Below are 25,497 nucleotides of genomic sequence, written 5' to 3'. Positions count from 1 at the left end.
GAGGTGGGCGAAGGACTGGAGGAGATCCTCACCCTGGACGCCGCCTGGCTGGAGGAGAAGTTTCTGGAAATCAGCGAAAAGCTGGCCGACCCGGCCCGGCTGGAACTGCTCAAGCTGCGCATGATGGCCGCACTGAACGAGCGGGAGCGCAACTGAGCCTCTACCGCAGGCCGTAGAAGCCGGCCAGCACGCCCACACCCAGCGCCACCGCCACGGCCACCGGCACCAGCGCGGCGGCCATGTCACGCGCCCGCTCCATGGCGGGGTGAGACTTCGGGTGCAGAGGGTCGATCAGCGTCTCGATGGCCGCCCGCATCAGCATCGTCAACAAGACACCGCCTGCGGCAACCAGCAGCAGCGCCCACCACACCGGCGTCAGCCCGCCGTGATGATGGTAGAACAGGGCCACGCCCACGGCGGTCACCACAAGACTGCGCAGCGTCGCCTGATCGCGCCGCCAGAAGGCGCCCAGCCCCCTCAGGGCGCTGAGCAGACGCAGCGGAAAAGGCGCCCGGCTCATCCTGACCGCCCTCCATCCCGACAGGACAGCATGGCCAATCCGCCTTTCACCGTCGGAGCAGACAGGCCTCGAAGCGCCCGCTGACCGCCACGCTCTGCTCGCCACCACGCAGTTTGGGCGCCGGCATGTCGGCGGCCATCATCTTGAACATGGCGCGCATGGGCGCGGGCTTGGGCTGAATGCCACCCTGCATGCCCAGATCCACCTTGAGGAAAGTGGCCGAGCCGGCTCCGAACGCCTCGCGCAGCTTCCGCAGCCGCGCCCGGGCGTCATGGATCAGTCGACTCTCCAGCGTGTTGCGCAGGGCGGTCTGCCGTTCCCGTGAGATGCCAAACCGCACGCTGCTGACGGCCATGTAGCGCTGCAACGCCTGCAGGGCACGGCTGGCGTCATCATCCTTGAGCGGGCCGGTCAGCCGATAACTCAGCTGACCGCGCCAGCGCACGATCACCTTGCGCTTGCTGTCATACACCGGCCAGCTGTTCCAGCCCGAAAGCACCAGCCTGACCCGCTTCGGCAGCTTCTTCGCCGCCGCATCCACCTGCTGTGACAGGGTGTTCAGGGTGCGGTTGAGCGCCACGATGGTGTCCGCCTCCCGGGTGGCAGTGAGGGTGGCCACCAGCTCATCCTGCGCCACCACCGTCTCCACCCGCTGGCTGAAGTTCACCCGCGTGCCTTCTTCACACGCATCATCCGCCCAGACGGGCAGCAGGGCCGCAAGGGACAGCAGCCCGCCTGCAAGCACCTTCTTCATGGCATTCTCCTCGTTTTTTCACGATTTTTGCGGTGGCCGACGCGGGCAGCCTGCAAAAACGGGGGAGACCCCGTCGCCATGACGGCCCGATGCCGCCTGGACAGGGGCAGCGGGCGCCGGCCTCAGCGCTGATAATGACTGATCAGGCTGGCGCTGTCCAGCGCGTGCTCCCGAATCCAGGCGTCGGCCACGGCGGGCGAGGTGTCGGGGCGGAGCGGCAGACGCGCCCTGGGCATGGCGAACACGCTGAACACATAGCGGTGCGGGCCGTGCCCCACCGGCGGGCAGGGGCCGCCGTAACCGGGCGTACCGAAACTGGTGACGCTCTCTACCGCTCCCAGCTCGCGCAGAAAGGCACCCGCACCCTCGGGAATGCGGTGCACCACCCTGGGAATGTCGAACACGATCCAGTGCCACCAGCCGCCGGGCCGGGGGGCGTCCGGGTCATGGACAATCAGGGCGAAACTTTCCGTCTCCTGCGGCGCTCCACCCCAGTCCAGCGGCGGAGAAAGGTTCTCCCCGTGACAGCCATAGCCGTTGTAGACGAAGCGCTCATCCACCCGCTCGCCCAGCGCATCACTGTGCAGATACACGGTTACAGCTCCTCCATGAGAATGCGCTCCTGCTTGCGATATTTCGCCGCCAGCGCCTCCATCTCCTTGGCCACCTCATGCATGGCGGTGGCGTAGATGTCGCCGATGGCTGCCTCCACCAGCAAAGTCAGCTCGTCGAAGTGCTCCCGGTCCACCTGCGCGGCCACCTCCGCCGGCAGCATCTCCTCAAAGCGCTTCACCACCCCTTCGGCCCGCTGTCTGATCTTCAGTCGCATGGTTCAGTCCTCCTTGAAAATGTCGTCGCCGCTGGCAAGGATCAGGGGGTCGGGCGTGCCCACCACCTCAGCGTCCTTGCCGTCGTAGTCAAACTGATTGAGCACATGGCGCATGGCCGCAAGACGAGCGCGCTTCTTGTCGTCCGACTTGATCACCGTCCAGGGCGCATAGCTGGTGTTGGTGTAGAAGAACATGTCCTCCTTGGCCTTGGTGTAGTCGTCCCAGCGGTCGAGGGAGGCCAGATCCATGGGGCTGAGCTTCCACTGCTTGAGCGGGTCGTGCTTGCGCTTCTCGAAACGGCGCAGCTGCTCCTTGCGACTGACGGAGAACCAGAACTTGATCAGGTGAATGCCCTCCTCAAGGATCATGCGCTCCACCTCGGGCGCCTGACGCAGAAAGCGGTTGTACTCGCTCGGCGTGCAGAAGCCCATCACCCGCTCCACGCCGGCGCGGTTGTACCAGGAGCGGTCGAACAGCACCATCTCGCCAAAGGTGGGGAACTGATCAATGTAGCGCTGGAAATACCACTGCCCCTTCTCCTTCTCGGTGGGCTTGTCCAGCGCCACCACCCGGGCCCCGCGGGGGTTGAGGTGCTCCATGAAACGCTTGATGGTGCCGCCCTTGCCGGCCGCATCCCGTCCCTCGAAGACGATGATCAGCCGCTCGCCCCGCTCCTTGATCCACTTCTGCAGCTTGAGCAGCTCGATCTGCAGCAGCCGCTTCTGCCGCTCATATTCCTTGCGTCCCATGCGCTCCGCGTAGGGATAACCGTTCTGGCTGGAGACAATCTTCTTGCCCACTGATACACTCTCCGTCGTCAGATTGAAAATTTCATATTACATCTCATCTATACAAAATATAAACCATGAACAATACCAAAATTGATCTGGCTCAACGGCTTGAGCAGGTGCGGGCGCGCATCGAGCAGGCGGCCCGGCAGGCGGGTCGTGATCCGGCAGACATCACCCTGCTGGCGGTGAGCAAGACCAAACCGCTGGAAATGGTGGACGCCTTCGCCGAGCTGGGGCAGCGCCACTTCGGCGAGAACTATGTGCAGGAGGGCGTGGCCAAGCAGCGGCAGCGGCCGGATCTGATCTGGCACATGATCGGTCCCATCCAGTCCAACAAGACGCGCCTGATCGCCGAACACTTCGACTGGGTGCATGCCATTGACCGCTTCAAGATCGCCCGCCGCCTGAGCGAGCAGCGCCCGTCGGAGAAAGGCCCCCTGCCGGTGCTGATCGAAGTGAACACCTCCAACGAACCCACCAAGGCCGGCGTCACGCCGGACGAAGCGCTGGCGCTGGCGGAGCAGATGCTCACCCTCCCCAACCTTGAGCTGCGCGGGCTGATGACCATTCCCGCCCGCAGCGAAGGGCTGGAGAACCAGCGCCGCCCCTTCCGCCTGCTGCGCGAGACGCTGGAGCGCATCAATCGCACTCTGGGCGTGGAGCTGGACGTGCTCTCCATGGGCATGAGCGCCGATCTGGAAGCGGCCATTCTGGAAGGCGCCACCATCGTGCGCGTGGGCACCGACCTGTTCGGGCCGCGGGACTACGGCACCCGGTCTCAGGCCTGACGGGAGCCGTTGAAGTAGTGATTGTGCAGCAGGCTGCGCGCCTCGCTGCGCCGGAACACCGGCGCCACGGCCACGCTGTTGCGCCCTTTGTGCTTGACCTCGTAGAGAGCCAGGTCGGCCCGCCGCAACAGGTCACTGAAACTGCGATCCACCTGAGGGGCCAGCTCGGCAATCCCCACCGACAGGGTCACCACCACGGTGGCCTCCCCCGCCTGGACCGGTTGCAGGCGCAGCTGGTCGATGAGCCGCGCCATGTAGCGGGCCGCCGTCCGGGCGTCCGTGCCGGGCATGAGCACCACCAGCTCATCCCCGCCCAACCGGCCCAGCAGGTCGCTGTCACGGCGAAAGGCCCGGCGCATCTGCTCGGCCACATGCTCCAGCGCCGCATCGCCCACCGCATGGCCATGCTCGTCATTGATGAGCTTGAAACGGTCCAGATCGATCAGCGCCACCGACAGCGGCGTGCCGGTACGCCGATGGGCAGCGAACAGCGCCTCCGCCTGCTGCAGAAAGCCGCGCCGGTTGAGCAGACCGGTAAGCGGGTCTGTCAGTGCATGACGGCGCAGCTGCGCCTCCTCCTCTGCCAGCATGTTGAAATAATCGAGCATGTACCAGGCCAGCACCGCGGATGGCAGCGCGTTCATGCCAACGAACAGGAACAGATAGGCGTAGGCCTTGGCGCCGGCCACCAGCTCCACCTGCGGGCGCAGCAGCACCAGCAGGCCGATGGCCACCACGGTGGTCAGCGTGCCGCCCTCCAGCCCCACGGTAATGTAGCTGCCGGTGACCACCAGCCCGTAGAAGAACAGCTGCTGATAACTGACGGGATACTCATGCACCTTGAAGGCCAGCAGCGCCAGCACCAGCAGGGACATGGCGATGAAGACCCGGGAAGCAAGCGCTGGAAAACGGTGTGCCGTCCACCCTGCCAGCAGAAAGATGGCGGCCATGAAAAGGTCGAGCGTCACATGCTCGACGGGAAAGGCCAGCACGCCGATCAGGTCCGCCAGCAGAAAGGCCAGCACGATGCCTGTCGACACCCACGCCAGCAGACTCACCAGCCGGGCGCGGAACTGCTGCAGACGCAGATTGACGGATGTTCGGGCCATAGGGCTCCCTCCCGCTTTCTATATTAAGGACGACGGGTGGGCATTGAAAGGGGCAGACGTTTGATCCGGCGTAATTTTTGCGGATTCCAGAATGACGAACCCCGCATGAAGCGGGGTCCGGATCTCCTTTTTGCGACGGTCTCGCCCGGTCTATGCCATGGCGTCGACCTTCTGTTCACGGGGCACACCGTCCGACGCCGCCGCGCCAGCCGATGCGGTCGCACCCCCGCTTTCCCCACTCTCCGCCGCCGCGGGCGCGGCGGGCGAAGCCTCCGGTGTGGCGGCGTGCCGATCACGCACCGCCGAATCGCTCTCCTCTGATTTGCCTGCCTTCTCCTTCGGCTCGGCTGTCCTGTCTTCCGCCTGTGCAGCGTCCGCCGTTGTGGCCTCTTCTTCCGGCAGACCCAGCATGGCGCGCAGCTGCTTCACCTGCTTTCGGATCTCCTCATGCACCTGCTCGATGGCGGAGACGGCGCGCCTGTCCCCGCCCCCCATCATGGTCTCGATGGTGAGACTGAAGCTGCGGAAGGTGGTCTGGATCACCTGCTGCACCTGCTCCACCTGCGCCCAGTAGCGGGTCACCTGCCGCGCCGCCCTGACCGGATCGGGGCCGGTCGTGGGACGGGCACGCTCCACCTCCACATAGGCGGCCGCCGCCTGCTGCTGAATGCGGGCGTAGGTGATCTGCTGGGTCATGTTCAGGCTCACGTTGCCGATCTCGCTCCCGTCCACCTGCAACGCCTTCGCCGCCTGCAGGGCAGCGGGAATGTTGCCACCGTAGAACTGGTCGGCCAGATCGGCCACCTGCTCGAAGATGGACTTGAGCGCCTTCATCTCGTCCTCGTCCAGCTCGCCCTGAACGTGCAGGCCGAAACGGGCCTCGAAGCGCCCTGCCTCCAGCTCCGCGCGGGAACCGACCACCGCCACCCCTTCCGGCCCGGCGTAGCCGGCCATCTTCGCCTCCGAGGCATGCACGGCCTGAAGCATCTGGCGCACGTCCACCCGCACCCGGTCGCCGTCACGGGTGACGATGTCGAGCCGGAAGGTCTCGCCGTAATGGAGCGCTTCGGCCTGCCGAGCCACGGCAGCTACGCCGGCACGCGCCTGCACGCCGGTGTCGGCCGTTGTCGGGAAATGGGTCTTTCCGGTCGGTTTCCAGCCGCTCAGCCCCAGCCGGCCGAGGGCGTCGTGAAAGCCTGTCATCTGTGTATTCATGGCTTTTCTCCTCTGCACGGCGCGGGGAGCCCCTCACGCCGTCAACCGGTTTATCGGCATGGTGCGCCATCCCTTGAGTGCTACAATTTCCGGCAACCATCCGCGGGGACTTGCACACATGGAATCGCTCAATCTCACCTTCATCGGCGCCGGCAACATGGCCCGCAGCCTCATCGGCGGACTGCTGGCCGCCGGCTTTCCGCGCGAGCGCATCAGCGCCACCGACCCCAATGAGGTGGCCCGCGAGCAGCTGACGCAGCAGCTGGGCGTGCGGGCGCTGGCCGACAACGCCGAAGCGGCCCGGCAGGCGGACGTGGTGGTGCTGGCGGTCAAGCCGCAGCAGTTGCAGGCGGTCTGCCGCGAACTCTCACCCGCCGTCGGTCACCGACCGCTGATCATCTCGATCGCCGCCGGCATCCGCACCGACGCCATCGACCGCTGGCTGGGCGGCGGCCTGCCCATCGTGCGCACCATGCCCAACACCCCGGCGCTGGTGCGAAGCGGCGCCACCGGCCTCTACGCCAATGCGCAGGTCATGCCGGAGCAGAAGGACGCTGCCGAGAACATCCTGCGCACCGTGGGGCTGACCCTGTGGGTGGAGAAGGAGTCGCTGCTGGATGCGGTCACCGCCATCAGCGGCAGCGGGCCGGCCTATTTCTTCCTGTTCATGGAGGCGCTGGCCGACGCGGGCGAAAGCCTCGGCCTGACGCCTGAGGCGGCCCGTCTGCTCACGGTGCAGACGGCGCTGGGTGCGGCGCGCATGGCGCTGGAAGGCGAGGACGATCTTGCCGAACTGCGCCGCCGGGTCACCTCCCCGGGCGGCACCACCGCCGCGGCGCTGGCCGTGTTTGACGAGGCCGGCTGCCGCGAGATCATCCATCAGGCCGCCGAGGCGGCGCGCAACCGCGCCGAGGAACTGGCCGAGCAGCTGGGACGGGACGAGGAGGTGAAATCATGAGCGCAGGCCTGCAGGCGATGCTGTTTCTCATTCAGGTGGTCTTCGGGCTGGTCACCTTCGTGTTCATCCTGCGCTTTCTCATGCGCGCCACCCGGGTGGACTGGCGCCTGCCGCTGGTGCACATCACCGCGCGGCTGACCAACTGGGCCTGCGCCCCCCTGGGACGCCTGCTGCCGGTGAAGGGCCGCTGGGACTGGGCCGCACTGGCGGCTGCCTGGCTCACGGAAGTGGCCTACGCCGTGGCGGTGAGCCTGCTCACCGGCCAGCACTATGGTGCCGCCGGCATCGCCCTGTTCGGCGTGGCCGAGACCCTCAACGTGCTGCTGGACAGCCTGTTCTGGCTCATCATCATTCAGGCCATCCTCAGCTGGGTGCAGCCCGGCTACAACCCCAATCTGGCCCTCTTCCACCAGCTGGCCGAACCGGTGCTGGCGCCTTTCCGCCGCTTCATCCCGTCGATTGCCGGGCTGGACCTCTCTCCCATCGCGGCGCTGATCGCCATCAAGCTGGCGCAGATCCTGCTGGTCGGCCCCATCGCCAACATGGCGCGGGCGGCGCTGGTGGGCGGATGAGATGGCGGCCCGCTGGGACGGCGACGACCTCATCCTGCCGGTGCTGCTGCAGCCCAAGGCCAGCCGCGACCGGATCGCCGGCTGGCATGGCGAGGAGCTGAAGATCCAGATCACCGCCCCGCCGGTGGACGGCAAGGCCAACGCCCACCTGATCAAATTCCTCGCCAAGCAGTTCAAGGTGGCCAAGGGGCAGATCGAGATCGAATCAGGCGAACTGTCGCGCCACAAACGCCTGCGCATCCACGCTCCAAGACAGCTGCCCACGGGCTTCGGGCTGGAAAAACCCGCCTGACAACGGGGCCTCCCCCATTTTTACCGGACGCCCGCCTGCCGCGCCGCCAGCGTGACGCAAAAATGCGTCTCCATGCCCATTATGGACGGGGCCTTCCCCGTTTTTACGGCGTGCCTGCCACCGGGCGGAAAAAATCGCCCGGAAAAACCCGGCCACAGCCATACTTGCCCCCCTCGACCACGGGGTCTCCCCCATTTTTGCGGCGCGCCGCCATCCCGCGCCGGGAAAAAACCGGAAACCCCCGCCCCATGGACGGAGACTGGCGGAAAAAGCGCTCTCTTCCCCGGTTCCGATCGGCGCAGGCGCATCCCGCCGGCAGCCTTTTCGCGGACAGGCGCTGCCGGCATGTTGCCATGGCGCCTTGCTTCCAAGGGGCACCCGCTTTTTACACACCGTCTCACTCCGGAGCGACAGCGCAGGTCGCACGGGGTGCCGGCCACCTCTTTACAGCGCAAAAGCCTGTGATACAGTTGCGCCATGACCGACGAGATCCGCCTGACGCTGCACACCCACACCCGCACGGAAGCCCTGTTCGACCAGCTGGCCACGTTGCTGGAAGCCGCGCCACCGGCGCCCTTCGAGCGGGTGCCCTTCCTCATTCAGGGGCGCGGCATGGAACGCTGGCTGCAGCAGCGGCTCAGCGAGCGCTTCGGCGTGTTCAGCCAGGGGGAGTTCCCCTTTCCCGTCCACTTCTTTGCCCGGATGGCGCAGGCGGTGGGCGTGGAACTGGACGAGGCGCAGCTGGAGCGCGCCCATCTGCGCTGGCGCATCGAGGAGGTGCTGCGCCGGGCAGACACGCTTGAGCTGACACCGCAGGCGCACCGTCTGCTGGCGCCCCATCTGGACGGCGACCGCCAGCGCTTTCTGCTGGCCATGCGGCTGGCCAACCTGTTCGACCAGTATCAGATGATGCGACCGGACTGGCTGGACAGGTGGGCGCATGACCGGCCAGCCTGCGATCTGCCCCATGAGGACTGGCAGCGGGCCATCTGGCGCGCGCTGGATCTGCCCCACCACCGGGGCGAGCGCTGGCGCGCGCTCATCGAACGGCTCAACGGCGGCAACCTGCCCGACGGCGCCCTGCCGGGACGCATCTTCGTCTTCGGCATCAGTTTCATGCCGCCTCTCATGCTGGAAGTGCTCGACGCCCTCTCCCGCCATGTGCCGGTGCATCTTTTCGTGCTCACCCCCACGGCGGATTTCTTCGGCGACCTGAGCCAGCGGCGCGACTTCGACCCGGACGACCCCTTCGCCGGCGAGACCCACCACCCCCTGCTGGTGGCGCTGGCCCAGCAGGGACGCCATTTCCAGAACCTGCTGGAGACGCTGGAAACCCGCCCCGGCGTCTTTCCCGTGCGCCAGAGCACCGACGAAGAGGACAGCCCGCCACAGGACCTGATCGGCCGCCTGCAGCACGACCTGCGCCACAACCGCACCCACATCGACCCCAACTTGCCGACGCGGGTCAATGTGGAATTCCACCGCTGCCACACCCCGCTGCGGGAGCTGGAAGTGGTGCGCGACCGCATCGACACCCTGCTGGCGGAGGACGACACCCTCAGCGCCAGCGACATCGTGGTCATGTCGCCGGACATCGCCGCCTACCGGCCCTACATCGAAACCGTCTTCGCCGACCTGCCCCACAGCGTGGCCGACCGCTCGCTGGCGCTGGACAACCCGGCGGCCCAGAGCCTGAGCCAGTGGCTCGAACTGCTGGCCGACGGCACCTTCGGCTGGGAGGCGCTGTTCGCCTTCATCAGCCGCGAGGACGTGGCCACCGGCCTGAGGCTGGACGCCTCCGAGCTGGAGCAGCTGCGCCAGCTGCTGGTGGAGCGGGGGCAGGTGCGTCTCGGTCTGGACGACCCCCACCACGCCAACACCTGGCTCGACGGCGTGCGCCGCCTGCTGCTGGGCGCGGTCATGGACGACGAGCAGGGCCTGTGGCGCGACTGGGCGCCGGTCGGCGGTGTCTCCGGCCAGACGCTCCCGCTGTTCGCCCCGCTGCTCGCCCTGCTGGACGAACTGCAGCGCCAGCGCCGTCTCGGCACCCAGGGACCGCAGCCGGTGAAGGCCTGGCTGGACGCCCTGCGCCGCTGGAACGATCTGCTCTATGCCGACCAGCCGGCGCACCACCGGCTCATCGACACCCTGCTGAGCGAGCTGGAGGCGGAAACCGCCGCCCTGCGACAGCCGCAACTGTCGCTGGAAACCCTGGCCGTCTGGGCCGACACGCTGGCGCAGGAAAAGCGCGCCTCCCACGGTTTCCTGTCCCGCGGCATCACCTTCTGCGACCTGTTGCCCATGCGCGCCATTCCCATGAAGGTGGTGGTGCTGGTGGGCATGAATGACCTGGCCTGGCCCCGCCCGTGGCACCCGCCGGAATACGACCTGATCGCCGCCCGCTTCCGCCCCGGCGACCGCAACCCCCGGGCGGAGGATCGCTACACCTTCCTCGAACTGCTGCTGGGCGTGCGCCAGCGGCTCATCGTCACCTGGCAGGGCCTCAGCGCCGACAAGAACGAACCCCTGCCGCCCGCGCAGGTGATCATCGAACTGCGCGAGCTGCTGGAGAACCGCTACGGCGTGGAGGTGGATGCCCACACCTTCAGCCACGCCGACCGCCCCTTCCACAGCGCCTATTTCGTGGACAACGGGCCGCGCCATCTGCCGCCCGGGCGACAGCTGCGCCATTACCGGCTGGCCCGCGCCCTGCACGAACCCCGGCCAGCGCTGCCGGACCCGCTCGGCGAGCCGCTGCCGCCGGCCCCTCTGCCCGATCCCCTGCCGCTGGCACAGCTGGCCCGCCTGCTCACCCATCCCGTGCGCTGGCTGCTCGACCGGCACCAATTGAGCCCGCACGCCCTCAAGGCACCGCCGCCGCCCCGCCCCATGCTGGCCACCAGCGCCCTTGACCGCTGGCAGGTGCGCGAAGCCATCGGCTGCGCCGCCGGCGTGGACAAAACCCGCCTGCGCCGCCTGCAGGGAGAGGGCCGCTGGCCGCTGGAGCCGGTGGGCACCGCCGCCTGGGCGCTGCTGGAACAGGAACTCAACCTCACCCGCGAACAGCTCAAACGCCTGCAGGACAGGCTGGGCGAACACCTGCCGGCGCGGGAAATACGCATCGAACTGGAAGGCGGCTCACTGCTGTTCGAGGACGACGCCCGCCACGAAACGGGACGGCTGCTGTGCCGCCCTCACCGCCTCAAGGGCAGCCTGTGGCTGAATGTCTGGCTGGGGCATCTGGCCGCCTGCGCCACAGACCCGTGCGACACCCGACTGCTGCACACCCATGAGGGCCGGGGACGCGTGCTCATTCTGTCCCCACTGGAAACGGACACGGCCCGTGCCGAGCTGGAAGGCTGGCTGGCGCTCGCCCGGCGAGCGAGCGAGGCGCCGCTGCCCCTGCTGGCCGACTGGCTGTGGCCGGCGGTGGAAAAGGGCCTCCGCAACGGCGAGCCTGTCAGGACCGAGTGGCGCAAGGCGGCCCGCCTCAGTCTGGGGCTGGATCAGGGGTTTGGTGATCACGACCAGCGTGATGCGGTGCTGACCACCCTCTTCGGCGCCGACGCCGCCGCCGTGCTGGAGGCGCGCATCATGCCCCTGTGGGAGACGGTCGAACCCCGGCTGACGACGGCGGTCATGCACAGCCGGCTGGAAACGGAGAGCCACTGACATGCGCATGCCTGATCCCTTCGCGCTCTACGACACCCCCCTGCCGCCGGGCATCCACGTCATCGAAGCCAGCGCCGGCACCGGCAAGACCTACACCCTGGCCCAGCTGGTGGCCCGGCTGCTGCTGGAAGACGGCCTGCCCATCGAACAGATTCTGGTGGTCACCTTCACCAACGCCGCCGCCGCCGAGCTGCGCGAGCGCATCCACGCCCGGCTGGCGCAGCTGCACCACCTGCTGGACGGCGCCGCCTGCGACGACCCGGCCCTGAGCGCGTGGCTGCGGCGCCTTGATCCCGACAACGCCCGGCAGCGGCTGGCGCGGGCGCTGCGGGACATGGATCTGGCCGCCATCCACACCATCGACGCCTTCGGCATTCAGGTGACCCGTCGCCATGCGCTGGCGCTGGGGCTGGCCGAGGACAGCACCCTGCTGGACGACGCCGCCGAACTGGACCGCCTGCTCATCGACCGGCTGTGGCAGGAAAACATCCAGACCGTCAGCCGACAGGCGCCGGAACTGGTGGACGGGCTGGCCGACGCCGGCGCCGTGTTCGAACTGTGCGACAAGGCCGGCCCCTACGCACGCTTCGAGGACGAGGTGGCCGATTTCGACCAGGCGCTGAGGACCTTTCTGAAGCGGGAAGGGGACAACCCGCTGCGCCAGGCCGCCGCCCGCCAGCGGCTGGGCCGTACGCTGGCCGACCTGCTGCGCGACCCGCCGGCGCCGCTCAAGCAGAATGCGCTCCCCAAGGCGTGGCGGGTGGTGGTCACCCCTCTGCTGCGTGGCGGCTTTCCCGACTGGACGCAACTGCCCAAAGGCGCGCCGGATGTGGCCAGCTACATCGACCAGCTCGCCTACGCAAAAGACCGGGAGAAGTGGCAGCAGGCCCTGCCCGCGCCGCTGAAGCTTGAGCTGGCCGCGCTGGACGCCCTGTGGCCCCACTTCCAGCGGCTGCGCCCTGCCTGGCTGCGCCACCTGCACCGCCAGTGGGCCGAGGCCCGGCAGGCGCGCCTTGAACAGCGCGGCCTGTTCACCTTCGACAGCCTGCGCCACCGGCTGGCCGAGGCGGTGGACGGCCCGCTGGCCGACACCCTGCGGGCCCGCTACCACGCCTGCCTGATCGACGAGTTTCAGGACACCGACCCGGACCAGTGGCGCATCTTCTCCACCCTGTTCCGCAGCACGGACGAAGCGCCGAAGCGGCTGTTTCTCATCGGCGACCCCAAGCAGGCCATCTACGCCTTCCGCGGCGCCAACGTGGAAACCTACCATCTGGCGGTGCAGCAGGCGGACCACCACTACACCTTGGACACCAACTACCGCTCCCACAGCGCGCTGATCGAGGGCTTCAACCTGCTGTTCGCCGAACGGGACGACGCCCCCACCTTCCTCGACCCGCGCTGCCGCTATCATCCGGTGCGCGCCGGTGTGAACGATGAGACCGTGCAGCTGACGCTGGACGGCGCCCCCTTCAACCGCATCCGTCTGCTGCACCCGGCGCCCCACGCCGAACCCGACGCGGTGCTGGCGCGGCTGTGCGCCGATATCGTCACCCTGCTGGAACGGGGGCGTCTGGGCACCGATCAGCGCCCCCTGCGCCCACGGGACATCGCCGTGCTGGTGCCCATCCACGACCATGCCGCCCGAGTGCAGACCGCCCTGCGCCGCTGCGGCGTGCCCAGTGTGCGCAGCGCGCCGGACAGCCTGTGGAAGACCGCCACCAGCGAAGCGCTGCTGACCCTGATGCAGGCGATGCTGGATCCGCGCGACAGCGGCGCGCTGAACGCCTTTCTCATCGGCCCGCTGATGCGCTGGCCGGTGACCCGGCTGACCGATGGCGTGGCCGTGGCCGAAACCCGGGCGCACCTGTCGGAGGCGCGGCGGCACTGGCAGGGGGACGGCATCATGGCCGCTCTGACCGGCCTGTTCGACCAGCTGGCCTGCTGGCAGACGCTGGCCGCCCACGAGGACGGCGAGCGGCGCATCGCCGACCTGCGCCACCTGATCGAGCGCCTGCAGCAGCAGGCGCTGGACGACCGTCTGCCGCCGCTGGAACTGTTCCGCTGGGCGCTGCGCGCCTGGCGCGACGACTCCGACCGCGACACCCTGCGGCTGGAGAGCGACGAGAACGCCGTGGAGATCGCCACCATCTTCGCCAGCAAGGGGCTGCAGTATCCGGTGACGCTGGTCTATGGGGACTGGAAGGCCAAAAGCGCCAGAACGCCGTATGCGGTGGCCGAGGCGGAAGGCCGGCGGATCGGCTTCAGCGAAGCGCTCAAGACGCGCCTGCAAACGGCGCAGCAGCAGGAGCAGCTGCGCCTGTTCTACGTGGCCTGCACCCGGGCCGAGAGCCATCTGGGCCTCTACCTGCCCGGCGGGGAAACCGGCGTGCTCCACCATCTGCTGGGCACCCTGTCGGAAGAAGACACGCCGCCTCCCCGCCGGCAGGTGCTGGATGACCGTCCCGACCTGTTCGAGACCGTGGCGGTGCAGGAGGCCCCGACGGCACGCTGGCAGCCGCCTGCGGAGCCTCTGCGCTGGCGTGCGCCCCCCGAACCGCCCGGCCCGGTGCGCGCCACCCTGCTGAGCAGCTTCACCGCACTGGCGCGCCGCCAGCCGGAGGCGGTGGAGGATCCCTCCCTGCAGGCACGGGCGGACACCGACCCGCTGCTGGAGGCCCCGGCCGATGACGATCTGCCCGCCGGCGCCCGATTCGGCACCCTGTTCCACGATCTGATGGAGCGGCTGCCCCACTTCCAGCCGGACGACGCCGAGGTGGACCGGCTCATCATGGAACTGAGCCACCACCATGGTCTGCCGCTGCATGAGCCCCAGCGGGCACAGCTGCGCCGGCAGGTGCGCAACACACTCGGCGGCCGGGTGGGCGGCTTCACGCTGGCGCAGCTGCCGCCCCACCGATGGGTGCGCGAACGGGGCTTCGTGCTGGACGCCCCCGACCTCTCGCCTACGGCCCTCAACCGGCTCATGGCCGGGTGGCCCGGCTGGAGCCCGCTGCATGAGGACACGGCCCGGGCGCACCTGCGCCACTATCTGCAGGGCTTCGTGGACCTGACCGTGGAAGTGGACGGCCGCTACCACATCATCGACTACAAGACCAACCGGCTGGCCCGCCATGACGCGCCCGCACTGGCCGAGGCCATGGCCGCGCACCACTATCTGCTGCAGGCGCTCATCTACATGGTGGCGCTGCACCGCACCCTGCGCTTCAGTCTCGGCGCGGACTACGACCCGGTCCGACATCTGGGGGACGCCCACTATCTCTTCGTGCGCGGCATGCGCGCCGGCAGCGATGCGGGTGTGTTCAGCGCCGGCTTCACCCCCACGCTGATCGCAGAGGCGGATCGACTGTTCGGAGGCAGCTCATGACCCCTTACGGCACGGATCTGACACCGCTGGCCCGTGAGCTGGCGCGCACCTTCGGCGCCACGGACGAGGACTTCGGCCCGCTGGTGGGGCTGCTGCGCAAACTGCTGCAGGCGCAGGGGCGGGGCGACACCGCCATCCCCGTCAGCGAGGAAGAAGAGACATGGCTGGCCACCCGGCCCTGGGTCTCGGACGACGGACACACGCCGCTGGTGCTGCGGGACGGCTGGCTGCAGTTTCAGCGCCTGTGGAAGGCGGAAGCGCGCATCGCCCGCCGCCTGCGCGCCATGACGACCGCATCCGCGCGCCAGACCGAGACGACGCTGGATGACGCCTTTCTTGCGGCTGCGGACCAATTCGGGCTGGACGGCGAAAAGCTGACCGCCATCCGCCGCATGCTGGGGCAGCGCCTCACCCTGCTGACCGGCGGCCCCGGCACCGGCAAGACCACCACGCTGGCCTGGCTGCTGGCCGCCCACCTGCGTGCCGAGGCGGGACTGGACTTCGCACTGGCCGCGCCCACCGGCAAGGCGGCCCAGCGCATGAGTGACGCCATCGGCAATGCGGCAGGCGATCTGCCGCTGGATGACGCCGCACGGGCACGGCTGGCGGCGGTCACGCCCGTCACCCTGCACCGGCTGCTGAGCATGGACGGCAACGGTCGCCCCGGCCATCACGCCGGAAACCCGCTCCCCCACGCGCTGGTGGTGGTGGACGAAGCCTCCATGGTGGATGTCACCCTCATGGCCCAGCTGGTGGACGCCCTGCGCCCTGACGCCCGTCTGGTGCTGATGGGCGACCCGGACCAACTGGCCTCGGTGGAGGCGGGCCGGGTGCTGAGCGACCTGATCGACGGCCTGCCGGAAGCGCATGTCCAGCTGGAAAAAACCCACCGTTTTCCCGCAAGCATCAAGGCACTGGCCGACGCCATCCGTCAGGGCGAGAGCGATAGCGCATGGCGACACATCACGCAAAACGGCCAGCGTCTCGACACGGACCTGATGACCGCCATGGTAGACGGCCATGCCGACTATGCCGCGGCACTGCGCCAGCCCGCCGGTGAGCCGGCAGCGCAGGCGCGCGCGCTGCTGGAGGCGCTGGAGCGCTTCCGGGTGCTGGCGCCGCTGCGCCGTGGCCCCACCGGGGTGGAGACGCTCAACCGCACCCTGCTGCTGCACTGGGCCTCGCAGGGACTGCTGCAACCGGCCGGAGAGGGCGTCTGGGCCGGCATGCCGGTGCTGGTGACCCGCAACGCGCCCGGTCTGGGGCTTTCCAATGGCGATACCGGCGTGCTGGTGCCCGACGGATCACTGCTCAAGGCCTGGTTCCGGCGCGGCAAGGACGTGGAAGGGCTGCCGCTGACCGCCCTGCCGCCATGGGAGCCGGCGCTGGCCATGACGGTGCACAAGGCGCAGGGCGGCGAGTTCGACCGGGTCCTGCTGGTGCTGCCGGACTCGCCTCATGAGCTGGTCAGCCGCCAGCTGCTCTACACCGCCGTCACCCGAGCGAAGAAAGCCTTCCGTCTGGCCGGTGACGAAGCGGTGCTGCGAAGCGGCATCGAACGGCCCATCTCCCGCACCAGCCGCCTGCTGACCCGGCTGCGGGAGACGGACGGCGCCTGAGCCGTAAGCGGCGGAAACCCGCCCGTAACGCCAGTCAGCCCAGCCTGAAAGGCGCTGCTCCATGGCCTTCCGACGCCCCCTCGCCATAGCCCCGCAACGGCAACGCCTCAGTCCCGCCGAACCCGCCGCCTGTGCCGCCGCTCCTCCACAGCCGCAACGCCTTCTCCACCCTGGCGTCCTCTCCGGCGCAACGGGGTCTCCCCCACTTTTGCAGGGCCACCGCCCGGCCACGCAGGCGGTGAGGGCGGACAGCTCGGGAAAATGGGGCGTTGACGGCCAAAAAGCCACCCGGACGGGCAGGTTGCGCCTTCACACGCCCGGCAGCCGGCACACCATCGCCCGGAAGAGTGCGCAGGGGGAACGCCGGGGCGTGCGTTGCCCGTGGAGACGGGGTCTCCCCCACTTTTACAGGATCGGCACATAACCGCGCCGCGGCGGACGGCGGACCGAGGCAGGGAAACGGGTCGCAGAGCATCGGCAGACATGCCCCGCTTCTGTTGGAAAGGATGAATCAGTTCACGCCCCGTCGCTTCTCACGGGCACGCCGGTGCCCGGTTCCGCCCCCTTGCGGACGGGGTCTCCCCCAATTCCGCGGAGTCGGCCGCAGGGCATCGTGGAAAACCCGAGAAAAGCTCTGCAGCGCCGTTTTTCGTCCCGCGGGACGGGGTCTCCCCCATTTTTGCAAGGTCGGCGCGCAGCCGCACCGGGCGGTGCGGTGAAAATCCCTTTTCAGGGCGGCTTGCGGCCTTTTCAACCGCCCCAAAAGACCGCGCCCCGCTCGAAGGCGGGGCGCAGCGGCCATTGGCAAAGCGGGGCGACCGCCTCAGCCGCGCTTGTCCAGCGGCACGTAGCAGCGCGGGCCGGGGCCGGTGTAGATCTGGGTGGGACGGAAGATCTTGTTGCCCTGCAGCTGTTCGCGCCAGTGGGCCATCCAGCCGGCGGAACGGGCCACGGCGAAGATGGAGGTGAACATGAGCGGGTCGAAGCCCATCTCCCGGTAGAGAATGCCGGAGTAGAAGTCCACGTTGGGATAGACGCCCTTGGGCCCCAGATATTCCTCGCACACCCGCTCCACCTCGCGGGCGATCTCGAAGGTCTTGGACAGGCCGGCCTTGTCCTTGAGCACCTCTTCGGCCAGCTGCTGCAGGATGACCGCGCGCGGGTCCTTGGTCTTGTATTCCCTATGGCCCATGCCCCAGATGACCTGTCTGTTCTTCAGGCGCTTCTCGATGTAGGGGCGCACGTTCTTCACGTCGCCGATCTCGTCGAGCATTTCGATGACCTTCTGGTTGGCGCCGCCGTGCAGCGGGCCGGACAGGGCGCCGATGGCGGCGGACATGACCGAGCAGGGGTTGGCCAGGGTGGAGCCCACCACCAGGGTGGTGAAGGTGGAGGCGTTGATGGTGTGCTCGGCATGCAGCACCAGACAGGCGTCCAGCAGGCGGGCCCATTCCGGATCCGGGTCGTCACCGTTGAGCATGTAGAGGAAGTTCTCGGCGTAGGTGAGGTCCTTGCGCGGCTCGATGGGATCGTAGCCGTTGCGCAGGTGCTCCCACATGGCCACCAGCGTGGCCATGTGGGCGATGATCTTGATGGTCACCTCGTTGATGTAGTCGCGGCTCTCCTCGCCCCCTTCCATGTATTCGGTGCTGGGGTAGAAGCTGGCCAGCGAGGCCACCGCCGTCTGCAGCATGTGCATGGGGTGGGTGGTGTGCGGCAGGTTCTTCATCAGCGCGCGCAGGTTGTACTTGACCCGGCGGTTCTCCCGCAGCTGGGCGTCGAAGGCCTCCAGCTCCGCGCGGTTGGGCAGCTCGCCGTAGAGCAGCAGCAGGGTGGTCTCCTCGAAGGTGGAGTGCTGCGCCAGCTCGGCGATGTCATAGCCCCGGTAGGTGAGAATGCCTTTCTGGCCGTCAATGCAGGAAATGGCGGATTTGGTGGCGGGCACGCCCGCCAGACCGGGCACGTATTCCATGGTCATGGTGCTCTCCTGTCAGACGCTGAAGGAGCTGCCGCAGCCGCAGGTGGTGGTGGCGTTGGGGTTTTCGATGACGAAGCGGGCGCCCTGCAGGTCTTCCAGATAGTCGATCTTGGCGCCCACCAGATACTGGAAGCTCATGGGATCGATCAGCAGAGTGACGCCGTTCTTCTCCACCACGGTGTCATCCTCGGCCTGGTTCTCGTCGAAGGTGAAGCCGTACTGGAAGCCGGAGCAACCGCCGCCGGTGATGTAGACACGCAGCTTGAGGTTGGGGTTGCCCTCTTCCTCGATGAGACTGCGCACCTTGTCGGCCGCCGCCTCGGTGAAGATGACCGGATCTTTCGGCATGTCGCTCATGGCTGTCGCCCTCCCGAATGGTGATAAGGGGCAATTTTACCACAGGCGGCCGCCGCGCCCGTCAGGGCAGCAGCGCCGGGGCGGTCAGCCCGCAGGTTTCGTCCAGTCCGAACATGAGGTTCATGTTCTGCACCGCCTGCCCGGCTGCGCCCTTGACCAGGTTATCGATGACGCTGGTGACCACCACGATGTCACGCCCCTGCGGCCGGTAGACGGCCATGCGGCACATGTTGGAGCCCTTCACCATGCGGGTGTCCGGCAGGCTGCCGCGGGGCATCACGTCCACGAAGGGCTCCTCGGCGTAGGTCTCTTCGAACAGGGCCTGCAGGTCCTCGATGGAGACGTTGCGGGTCAGCCGGCCGTAGAGGGTGGCCTCGATGCCGCGGATCATGGGCACCAGATGGGGCACGAAAGTCAGGTTCACATGGCCCTCGGCCATGTGGTTGAGCTGCTGTTCGATCTCCGGCAGATGGCGGTGGCCGTCAATGCCGTAGGCCTTGAAGCTTTCGGAGGTCTCTGCCGCCAGCGAACCCACCTTGGCGCCCCGTCCGGCGCCGCTGATGCCGGATTTGGCGTCCGCCACCAGATGGTCGATGTCGATCAGCTTCTCCTTCAGAAGCGGCCAGAACCCCAGCTGCACCGCGGTGGGATAGCAGCCGGGGTTGGCCACCACCCGCGCATGGCGGATGCGCTCGCGGTTGAGCTCCGGGAGACCATAGACCACCTCGCGCATCAGCTCCGGACAGGCGTGGGGCATGCCGTAGAAGTTCTCCCACACCCTGAGATCGGTGATGCGGAAATCCGCCGCCAGATCGATCACCTTCACGCCGGCGTCGAGCAGTTCGGGCGTGAGCTTCATGGCCACGCCGTGGGGGGTGGCGAAAAAGACCAGATCGCAGGCCTTGAGCGCCGCCGCGTCCGGCTCGCTGTAGCACAGATCCGGATACGCCTCGCGCAGGTTGGCGAACAGCTCCCACACATGCAGCCCCGCCTCGGAACGGGAGGTGATCACCTTCACCCGCGCCTCGGGATGCTGCGCCAGCAGCCGCAGCAATTCCACACCGGTATAGCCGGTGCCGCCCACAATGCCGATCTCAATCATGACGTTCTCCCTTCTCTCCCCGCTGCCAGCGGGCGATATCCCGTTCGATGGCCTCGGCGCAGCGCTTGAGATGCGCCTCCATGCGTGCATAGAGCTCAAGGGTGGCGCGACCGTAATCGGTCACCACCGTGCCGCCACCGTGACGCCCGCCGGCCTCCTTGACCACCATCGGCTCCGGTCCCAGTGCATTGAGCGCCTCCACCAGCGACCAGGCGCGCTTGTAGGACATGCCCAGCTGCCGGGCCGCCTGACGGATGGAGCCGGTCTGCTCGATGGCGCGCAGCAACTGCACGCGGCCGATGCCGACCCAGTTGTCGCCCGCCTCGTTCACCAGCCACAGGCGCGCATGCAGCCCGGGGACCAGTGCATCGCCCGGTGCGCGCTGTCCGTCATCCTTTGCCATGGGCATATTATGCACGCCCCGCGTCCCCGACGGCATTTCAGCGGACACTAATCCCTTTGACCGCCATGCAGCCGCTCAATAACATGGATATGAAGGTTCAATAATGCAAACAGGAGGAGGCACGTCATGAACGTATGTGGTCTGGATCGCTGGTTCCGGATTATCGTCGGCATCATTCTGGTGGGCTTTGCCGCCGGTGGCGCCATCGGTCTCTGGGGCTGGATCATCGGCCTGATTCTGCTGGTCACCGGACTGATCAAATGGTGCCCGCTCTACAGCCTCATCGGCTTTCAGACCTGCGGTCTGGCGGAGCAGAAATACGGCGACTGAGCCATCATCCCGTCTGATTGGGCAAAAGAAAACCCCGCCATGCCGGCGGGGTTTTCAGTTTCCACAGGGGATCCAGCTCATACCTGCCCCATCAGGTGGAAGGTGCGGATGAAGGGCTTGGCCATGCCCGGATCCTTGAGCATGGCGCCATAGTCTCCCACCACGAACTTGAGCTTGCCTGTCGTAAAGGCCGTGCCCAGTCCCATCATGCCCGGCGGCTTGGCCATCCACTTCTGCCACTGCTCCTCGCTGGCGCGGATATCCCAGTTCAGCGCCTCGCCATTCCAAGCGCCCGCATGAGCGACCTTGCCATTTTCCACCACCAGCACACCACGGGGACTGTCCTCATCCGGCACGCCATAACCGATGGTGGAATTGAAACCGATCGCCCCCAGCGCACCGGTCAGCTCATCATCACCGTTCCAGATCTCCGCAAAACGGGTCATCCAGGCTTCATCAAACAGTGCCATGCATTTTCTCCTCTGATCTGATCACATTGAACACAACCCGGAAAGAATTGTATCGAATCATTTATTCAACATATTCAAATATCATTATTCCGCCAAAAGCGAAACTTATGGCCTTAACACTCAAAAAACAAGAAACCCCGCCGAGGCGGGGTTTTCCGTCATGCATGGAACAGAAAGGGCCTGGCCTAGAAGGGCACATCGTCATCGTCAAAGGGCACCTCTGCCGGTGACGGTGCCCCGGCCCCACCGGCCGATGGCTGTGTCGAAGCGCCACCCCCCACTGGCGCATTGCCCTGCTGGGAGGCCGGACCGCCATACCCGCCCTGCCGGGGCGGGCTCTGCTGGGGAGCGCTCTGTCCGCCGCCGAAGCCGCCGGCCTGCTGTGCGCCCCCCGCCGGTCCCGGCTGCTGCCAGCCGCCCTGACCGGGCGGCTGGTCAAAGGGCGCATCCCCGCCCTGCGGTCGGCGGTCGAGCATCTGCATGGTGCCGCGCTGGTCGATGACCACCTCGGTGGTGTAACGGTCCATGCCGTTCTGGTCGGTCCACTTGCGCGTCTGCAGACGCCCTTCCAGATAGACCTGCGAGCCTTTGCGCAGATACTGGGCCGCCACCTCGGCCACCTTGCCGAACAGCACCACCCGGTGCCATTCGGTGCGCTCCTGCCGCTCGCCGGTCTGACGGTCGTTCCACTGCTCGCTGGTGGCCACGCTCAGGTTGGCGATGGCGTTGCCGTTGGCGGCGTAACGCACCTCGGGATCACGCCCGAGGGTGCCAATGAGGATGACCTTGTTGATGCCTCGACTCATGAATGGGGTTCCTTGTCTGCAAAATGTTCCTTCAGGGCCTGCTCCAGCACCAGCTCCCCGGTCTGCTTGCGGTCGATCTTGAGATAGGCGGTGCACTCATCCTTGCGGATGACCACATCGGCCACGCCCGGCTGGTGCAGCAGAAAGGCGCTCAGCGTCTCGTCGTCCACCTGCATCAGTGCCTCACTCAGCGGCAGGGAGGCGATGCTCAGCGGCTGCGGTTTCTCCATTGTAGCGGCCACCCCCAGCCACAGCAAACCGAGCACCGCCACGCCGTAAAAGACCGCGTCAATGCCATGGTGCTGATAGAGCCAGCCGCCCAGCGCGCCACCCAGCGCCGCGCCGAGGAACTGGCTGGTGGAATAGACGCCGCTGGCGGTGCCCTTCTTGTCCGGCGGTGAGAGCTTGACCACCAGTGACGGCAGCGTGGCCTCCAGCAGGTTGAAGGCGGTGAAGAACACCAGCAGCAGGGCAAACAGCGCCCAGAAGCCGGGCGTGATGCCGGCAAAGGCCAGCTGCACCAGCACCAGCGTGGCCACCGCCCCCACGAACACCGGTTTCATGCGCCCGCGGCTTTCCGCCTGGATGATGAAGGGCACCATCAACACGAAGGAGAGCAGCATCACCGGCAGGTAGAGCTTCCAGTGATGCTGGCTGTCCAGTCCGGCCTCGTGGGCGATCAGCAACGGCACCACCACGAACATGGCCGTCAGCATGGCGTGCAGGCTGAACACGCCGAAGTCCAGCCGCAAAAGCTGCGGGTGGCGCAACACCTGGCCAATCTGACGCACGTCCACCTCCGCCTCACGCTGGAATTTGTGCGTCTTTGGCGTGGGCACCACGAACAGCACCAGCACGATGCCCAGCAGCGCCAGCAGGGCGATGACCCAGAAGATGCCACGCACGCCCCACCAGTTGGACAGAATCGGCCCCAGAATCAGCGACAGGGTGAACGACAGCCCGATGGTCATGCCCACCACGGACATGGCCCGCAGCCGGAGCGGTTCGCGCACCAGATCCGCCACCAGCGCAGTCAACACCGCCGCCACGGCGCCCATGCCCTGCACGGCGCGGCCGAGAATCATGGTCTCGATATCGGGCGCCACGGCACAGATGACCGAACCGATGGCGAACACCAGCATGCCGCCAACGATCAGCGGCTTGCGCCCCCATCGGTCGGACGCCAGCCCGAAGGGAATCTGCAGCAGCGCCTGCGTCAGGCCGTAGATGCCCATGGCCAGGCCGATCTGGGTGCCGGTCGCTTCCGGAAAAGCGGTGTGGGCAAACAGCGCAAACACCGGAAAGATCATGAACAGGCCGAGCATGCGCGTGGCGAAGACGCCCGCGATGGCGAAGGTGGCCTTTTTCTCCTGCGGGGTCATTTCCGGTTTGAACAGCGCTTCCTGCCCTTTCTGATCGCTCATTGCCTACCTCCCTTGCATGGAACGGAAAAGCCCGGCACGAGGCCGGGCTTGTGTCGCAAAATCGCAGCGGTGCGGATCAGTTGACTTTCTGATCCAGCTCGCCGGATTCGTAGCGCTGGTACATGACTTCCAGACCCAGCGGCTTGATCTTGTCTGCGTGACCGGCCGCACCGAAGGCTTCGAAGCGCGCCTTGCAGATCTCCTTCATGGCGTCCTGCGCCGCCTTCAGGAACTTGCGCGGGTCGAAGTTGGAGGGGTTCTCGGCCAGGTGCTTGCGGATGGCACCGGTGGAGGCCATGCGCAGGTCGGTGTCGATGTTGACCTTGCGCACACCGTACTTGATGCCTTCAACGATGGCCTCAACCGGCACACCGTAGGTCTGACCCATGTCGCCACCGTAGTTGTTGATGATCTCCAGCCACTCTTCCGGCACGGAGGAAGAACCGTGCATGACCAGGTGAGTGGTCGGGATGCGCTCGTGGATCTCCTTGATGCGGTCGATGCGCAGCACGTCGCCGGAGGGCTTCTTGGTGAACTTGTAGGCGCCGTGGGAGGTACCCACCGCAACCGCCAGCGCGTCCACATTGGTGGCCTTGACGAATTCAGCCGCCTCGTCAGGGTCGGTCAGCAGCTGGGAGTGATCCAGCACGCCTTCCGCGCCGTGACCGTCTTCCTCACCCATCTTGCCGGTTTCCAGAGAGCCCAGGCAGCCCAGCTCACCTTCCACGGATACACCGCCGGAGTGCGCCATTTCCACCACCTTGCGGGTGACTTCCACGTTGTACTCGTAGGTGGAAGGCGTCTTCATGTCAGGCATCAGGGAGCCGTCCATCATCACGGAGGTGAAACCGGACTGAATGGCGCGCAGGCACACGCCCGGATCGGAACCGTGGTCCTGGTGCATGACGATCGGGATGTCCGGATACATTTCAACGGCAGCGGCCACCAGATGACGCAGGAAGGGCTCGCCGGCATACTTGCGGGCACCGGCGGAACCCTGCAGGATCACCGGAGAGTTGGTCTCCTTGGCCGCTTCCATGATGGCCTTGACCTGCTCCATGTTGTTGACGTTGAACGCCGGCATGCCGAAGCCGTGCTCGGCAGCGTAATCCATCAGCTCGCGCAATGTGATCATTGGCATGGTTGGCTACTCCTTTGAGGTCGCTAAACAAAAACGGTTATTGATTGATATCGGGCTATCTTATCAGGGCACCTTGACGATTTCCATGCGGTTTGTGCCGCCCATCACGCCCCGGGCCGCCCCGCGGGTCAGCACCACAAGATCGCCGCTTTCCACCACGCCATAGCCCTTGAGGGTCTCCAGCACGGCCTGCTGCAGCTCCTCGTCCGAGAGGCCGTCGTAGTTGAAGGTGGACGGATACACGCCCCGGTAGATGGTGACCTTGCGACGGGTCTCCAGGTGCGGGGTCATGGCGTAGATGGGAATGCCGGAGCTGATGCGGCTCATCAGCAGTGCCGTATTGCCCGATTCGGTCAGTGCGGCGATGGCGCGCACGCCCGGGAAATGATTGGCCGCATACATGGCCGACATGGCGATGGTCTCGTCCACGGCGGCGAAAGTCTCGTCGATGCGGTGCGTGGACTCGCGGGTGACGCGCGCCTTCTCCGCCTCGCGGCAGATGCGCCCCATGGACTCCACCACCAGCGCGGGAAAGCGCCCGGTGGCCGTCTCGCCGGAGAGCATCACCGCATCGGTGCCGTCCATGACAGCATTGGCCACATCGAACACCTCCGCCCGGGTCGGGATGGGGTTCTCGATCATGGACTCCATCATCTGGGTCGCGGTGATGGAAACCCGATTGAGCTGACGGGCGCGCTTGATGATCTTCTTCTGGATGGCCGGCAGCTGGGCATCACCGATCTCCACACCCAGATCACCGCGGGCGATCATGACCACATCGGAAGCCAGAATGATGGAATCCAGCGTGTAGTCGTCCGCCACCGCCTCAGCCCGCTCGATCTTGGCAACGATGCCGGCGTTCAGTCCGGCTTCCTGCGCCAGCCGGCGACACTCCTCCACATCCTCGGCGCTGCGCGGGAAGGAGAGCGCCAGATAGTCGGCGCCGATCTTCGCCGCCGTCTTGATGTCTTCCTTGTC

Annotated in this window: 24 protein-coding genes; 8 read left to right on the top strand and 16 right to left on the bottom strand. The window is 66.9% G+C overall.

Annotated elements, in window-relative coordinates; all coding sequences use genetic code 11:
* Positions 1-160: 160 nt before the first annotated feature.
* From F8K16_RS02020 to ppk2, 5 genes are all read right to left on the bottom strand, one after another.
* The gene (locus F8K16_RS02020) at positions 161-520 is read right to left on the bottom strand and encodes a diacylglycerol kinase (protein ID WP_294946228.1); all 360 of its coding nucleotides are present in this window, start codon (positions 518-520) and stop codon (positions 161-163) included.
* A gap of 46 nt (positions 521-566) precedes the next feature.
* Entirely contained in the window at positions 567-1,274 is a 708-nt protein-coding gene (locus tag F8K16_RS02015; RefSeq protein WP_294946225.1) for an SIMPL domain-containing protein, read from the bottom strand.
* 122 nt (positions 1,275-1,396) lie between these two features.
* Positions 1,397-1,867 (bottom strand): YbhB/YbcL family Raf kinase inhibitor-like protein, encoded by a 471-nt coding sequence (locus tag F8K16_RS02010; RefSeq protein WP_294946222.1) that lies wholly within the window; start codon positions 1,865-1,867, stop codon positions 1,397-1,399.
* 2 nt (positions 1,868-1,869) lie between these two features.
* Entirely contained in the window at positions 1,870-2,103 is a 234-nt protein-coding gene (locus tag F8K16_RS02005) for a hypothetical protein (protein WP_294946219.1), read from the bottom strand.
* A gap of 3 nt (positions 2,104-2,106) precedes the next feature.
* Positions 2,107-2,853 (bottom strand): polyphosphate kinase 2, encoded by a 747-nt coding sequence (ppk2, locus tag F8K16_RS02000; protein WP_294946234.1) that lies wholly within the window; start codon positions 2,851-2,853, stop codon positions 2,107-2,109.
* Between the two features lie 116 nt (positions 2,854-2,969).
* Between ppk2 and F8K16_RS01995 the strand changes: the two genes are divergently transcribed.
* A complete protein-coding gene (locus F8K16_RS01995; RefSeq protein ID WP_294946217.1) occupies positions 2,970-3,683 on the top strand; it encodes a YggS family pyridoxal phosphate-dependent enzyme in 714 nt (237 codons plus the stop codon).
* On the opposite strand, the gene F8K16_RS01990 is transcribed toward F8K16_RS01995, so the two are convergent.
* Together F8K16_RS01990 and F8K16_RS01985 are read right to left on the bottom strand one after the other, a co-directional pair.
* Positions 3,674-4,792 carry a GGDEF domain-containing protein gene (locus F8K16_RS01990; RefSeq protein ID WP_294946214.1) on the bottom strand — a complete coding sequence of 373 codons (1,119 nt, stop codon included), beginning with the start codon at positions 4,790-4,792 and terminating at the stop codon, positions 3,674-3,676. The two genes, F8K16_RS01995 and F8K16_RS01990, sit on opposite strands and share 10 nt — an antisense overlap.
* A gap of 150 nt (positions 4,793-4,942) precedes the next feature.
* Positions 4,943-6,007, bottom strand: a complete 1,065-nt coding sequence (locus F8K16_RS01985) for a hypothetical protein (RefSeq protein ID WP_294946211.1) — start codon at positions 6,005-6,007, stop codon at positions 4,943-4,945.
* A gap of 118 nt (positions 6,008-6,125) precedes the next feature.
* Between F8K16_RS01985 and proC the strand changes: the two genes are divergently transcribed.
* The 6 genes from proC (at position 6,126) to recD (ending at position 16,508) form a co-directional block, all read left to right on the top strand.
* Positions 6,126-6,965 carry a pyrroline-5-carboxylate reductase gene (gene proC / locus F8K16_RS01980; RefSeq protein ID WP_294946208.1) on the top strand — a complete coding sequence of 280 codons (840 nt, stop codon included), beginning with the start codon at positions 6,126-6,128 and terminating at the stop codon, positions 6,963-6,965.
* Complete coding sequence (locus tag F8K16_RS01975) at positions 6,962-7,537, top strand: YggT family protein (RefSeq protein ID WP_294946206.1); 576 nt, start codon at positions 6,962-6,964, stop codon at positions 7,535-7,537. Before proC ends, F8K16_RS01975 begins: the two co-directional genes overlap by 4 nt.
* A 1-nt stretch (position 7,538) precedes the next feature.
* The gene (gene yggU, locus F8K16_RS01970) at positions 7,539-7,829 is read left to right on the top strand and encodes a DUF167 family protein YggU (protein WP_294946204.1); all 291 of its coding nucleotides are present in this window, start codon (positions 7,539-7,541) and stop codon (positions 7,827-7,829) included.
* 477 nt (positions 7,830-8,306) lie between these two features.
* Positions 8,307-11,501, top strand: coding sequence for an exodeoxyribonuclease V subunit gamma (locus tag F8K16_RS01965; RefSeq protein WP_294946202.1), 3,195 nt, complete (start codon positions 8,307-8,309; stop codon positions 11,499-11,501).
* Position 11,502: 1 nt separating this feature from the next.
* The gene (locus F8K16_RS01960; protein ID WP_294946200.1) at positions 11,503-14,889 is read left to right on the top strand and encodes a UvrD-helicase domain-containing protein; all 3,387 of its coding nucleotides are present in this window, start codon (positions 11,503-11,505) and stop codon (positions 14,887-14,889) included.
* On the top strand, positions 14,886-16,508 hold the full coding sequence (recD, locus tag F8K16_RS01955) for an exodeoxyribonuclease V subunit alpha (protein ID WP_294946198.1): 1,623 nt from the start codon (positions 14,886-14,888) through the stop codon (positions 16,506-16,508). Before F8K16_RS01960 ends, recD begins: the two co-directional genes overlap by 4 nt.
* Before the next feature lie 823 nt (positions 16,509-17,331).
* On the opposite strand, the gene F8K16_RS01950 is transcribed toward recD, so the two are convergent.
* The 4 genes from F8K16_RS01950 to F8K16_RS01935 form a co-directional block, all read right to left on the bottom strand.
* Complete coding sequence (locus F8K16_RS01950; RefSeq protein WP_294946231.1) at positions 17,332-18,480, bottom strand: citrate synthase; 1,149 nt, start codon at positions 18,478-18,480, stop codon at positions 17,332-17,334.
* Between the two features lie 18 nt (positions 18,481-18,498).
* Positions 18,499-18,843, bottom strand: a complete 345-nt coding sequence (gene erpA, locus F8K16_RS01945) for an iron-sulfur cluster insertion protein ErpA (RefSeq protein WP_294946194.1) — start codon at positions 18,841-18,843, stop codon at positions 18,499-18,501.
* A gap of 61 nt (positions 18,844-18,904) precedes the next feature.
* Complete coding sequence (argC, locus tag F8K16_RS01940; RefSeq protein WP_294946192.1) at positions 18,905-19,945, bottom strand: N-acetyl-gamma-glutamyl-phosphate reductase; 1,041 nt, start codon at positions 19,943-19,945, stop codon at positions 18,905-18,907.
* Positions 19,938-20,348: a LysR family transcriptional regulator gene (locus F8K16_RS01935; protein WP_294946190.1), complete on the bottom strand. Its 411-nt coding sequence runs from the start codon at positions 20,346-20,348 to the stop codon at positions 19,938-19,940. The genes argC and F8K16_RS01935 overlap by 8 nt, the downstream gene beginning before the upstream one ends.
* Before the next feature lie 126 nt (positions 20,349-20,474).
* Between F8K16_RS01935 and F8K16_RS01930 the strand changes: the two genes are divergently transcribed.
* Positions 20,475-20,678: a DUF2892 domain-containing protein gene (locus tag F8K16_RS01930; protein ID WP_294946187.1), complete on the top strand. Its 204-nt coding sequence runs from the start codon at positions 20,475-20,477 to the stop codon at positions 20,676-20,678.
* Positions 20,679-20,755: 77 nt separating this feature from the next.
* Here F8K16_RS01930 and F8K16_RS01925 read toward each other — a convergent pair whose 3' ends face one another.
* From F8K16_RS01925 to pyk, 5 genes are all read right to left on the bottom strand, one after another.
* On the bottom strand, positions 20,756-21,148 hold the full coding sequence (locus tag F8K16_RS01925; protein ID WP_294946184.1) for an SCP-2 sterol transfer family protein: 393 nt from the start codon (positions 21,146-21,148) through the stop codon (positions 20,756-20,758).
* Positions 21,149-21,333: 185 nt separating this feature from the next.
* The gene (gene ssb, locus F8K16_RS01920) at positions 21,334-21,954 is read right to left on the bottom strand and encodes a single-stranded DNA-binding protein (RefSeq protein ID WP_294946181.1); all 621 of its coding nucleotides are present in this window, start codon (positions 21,952-21,954) and stop codon (positions 21,334-21,336) included.
* Entirely contained in the window at positions 21,951-23,378 is a 1,428-nt protein-coding gene (locus F8K16_RS01915) for an MFS transporter (RefSeq protein ID WP_294946178.1), read from the bottom strand. Before F8K16_RS01915 ends, ssb begins: the two co-directional genes overlap by 4 nt.
* A gap of 76 nt (positions 23,379-23,454) precedes the next feature.
* Positions 23,455-24,519, bottom strand: coding sequence for a class II fructose-bisphosphate aldolase (gene fba / locus F8K16_RS01910; protein WP_294946175.1), 1,065 nt, complete (start codon positions 24,517-24,519; stop codon positions 23,455-23,457).
* A gap of 63 nt (positions 24,520-24,582) precedes the next feature.
* Positions 24,583-25,497, bottom strand: a 915-nt coding sequence (gene pyk / locus F8K16_RS01905; RefSeq protein ID WP_294946172.1) for a pyruvate kinase, incomplete at its 5' end; no start/stop codon positions are given.

Origin of the sequence: Sulfurivirga sp. (genome assembly GCF_015490265.1) — a bacterium.
Classification (GTDB): domain Bacteria; phylum Pseudomonadota; class Gammaproteobacteria; order Thiomicrospirales; family Thiomicrospiraceae; genus Sulfurivirga.
Note: the sequence above shows the minus strand (reverse complement) of the source record. Positions and strands in the feature narration are given on the sequence as shown.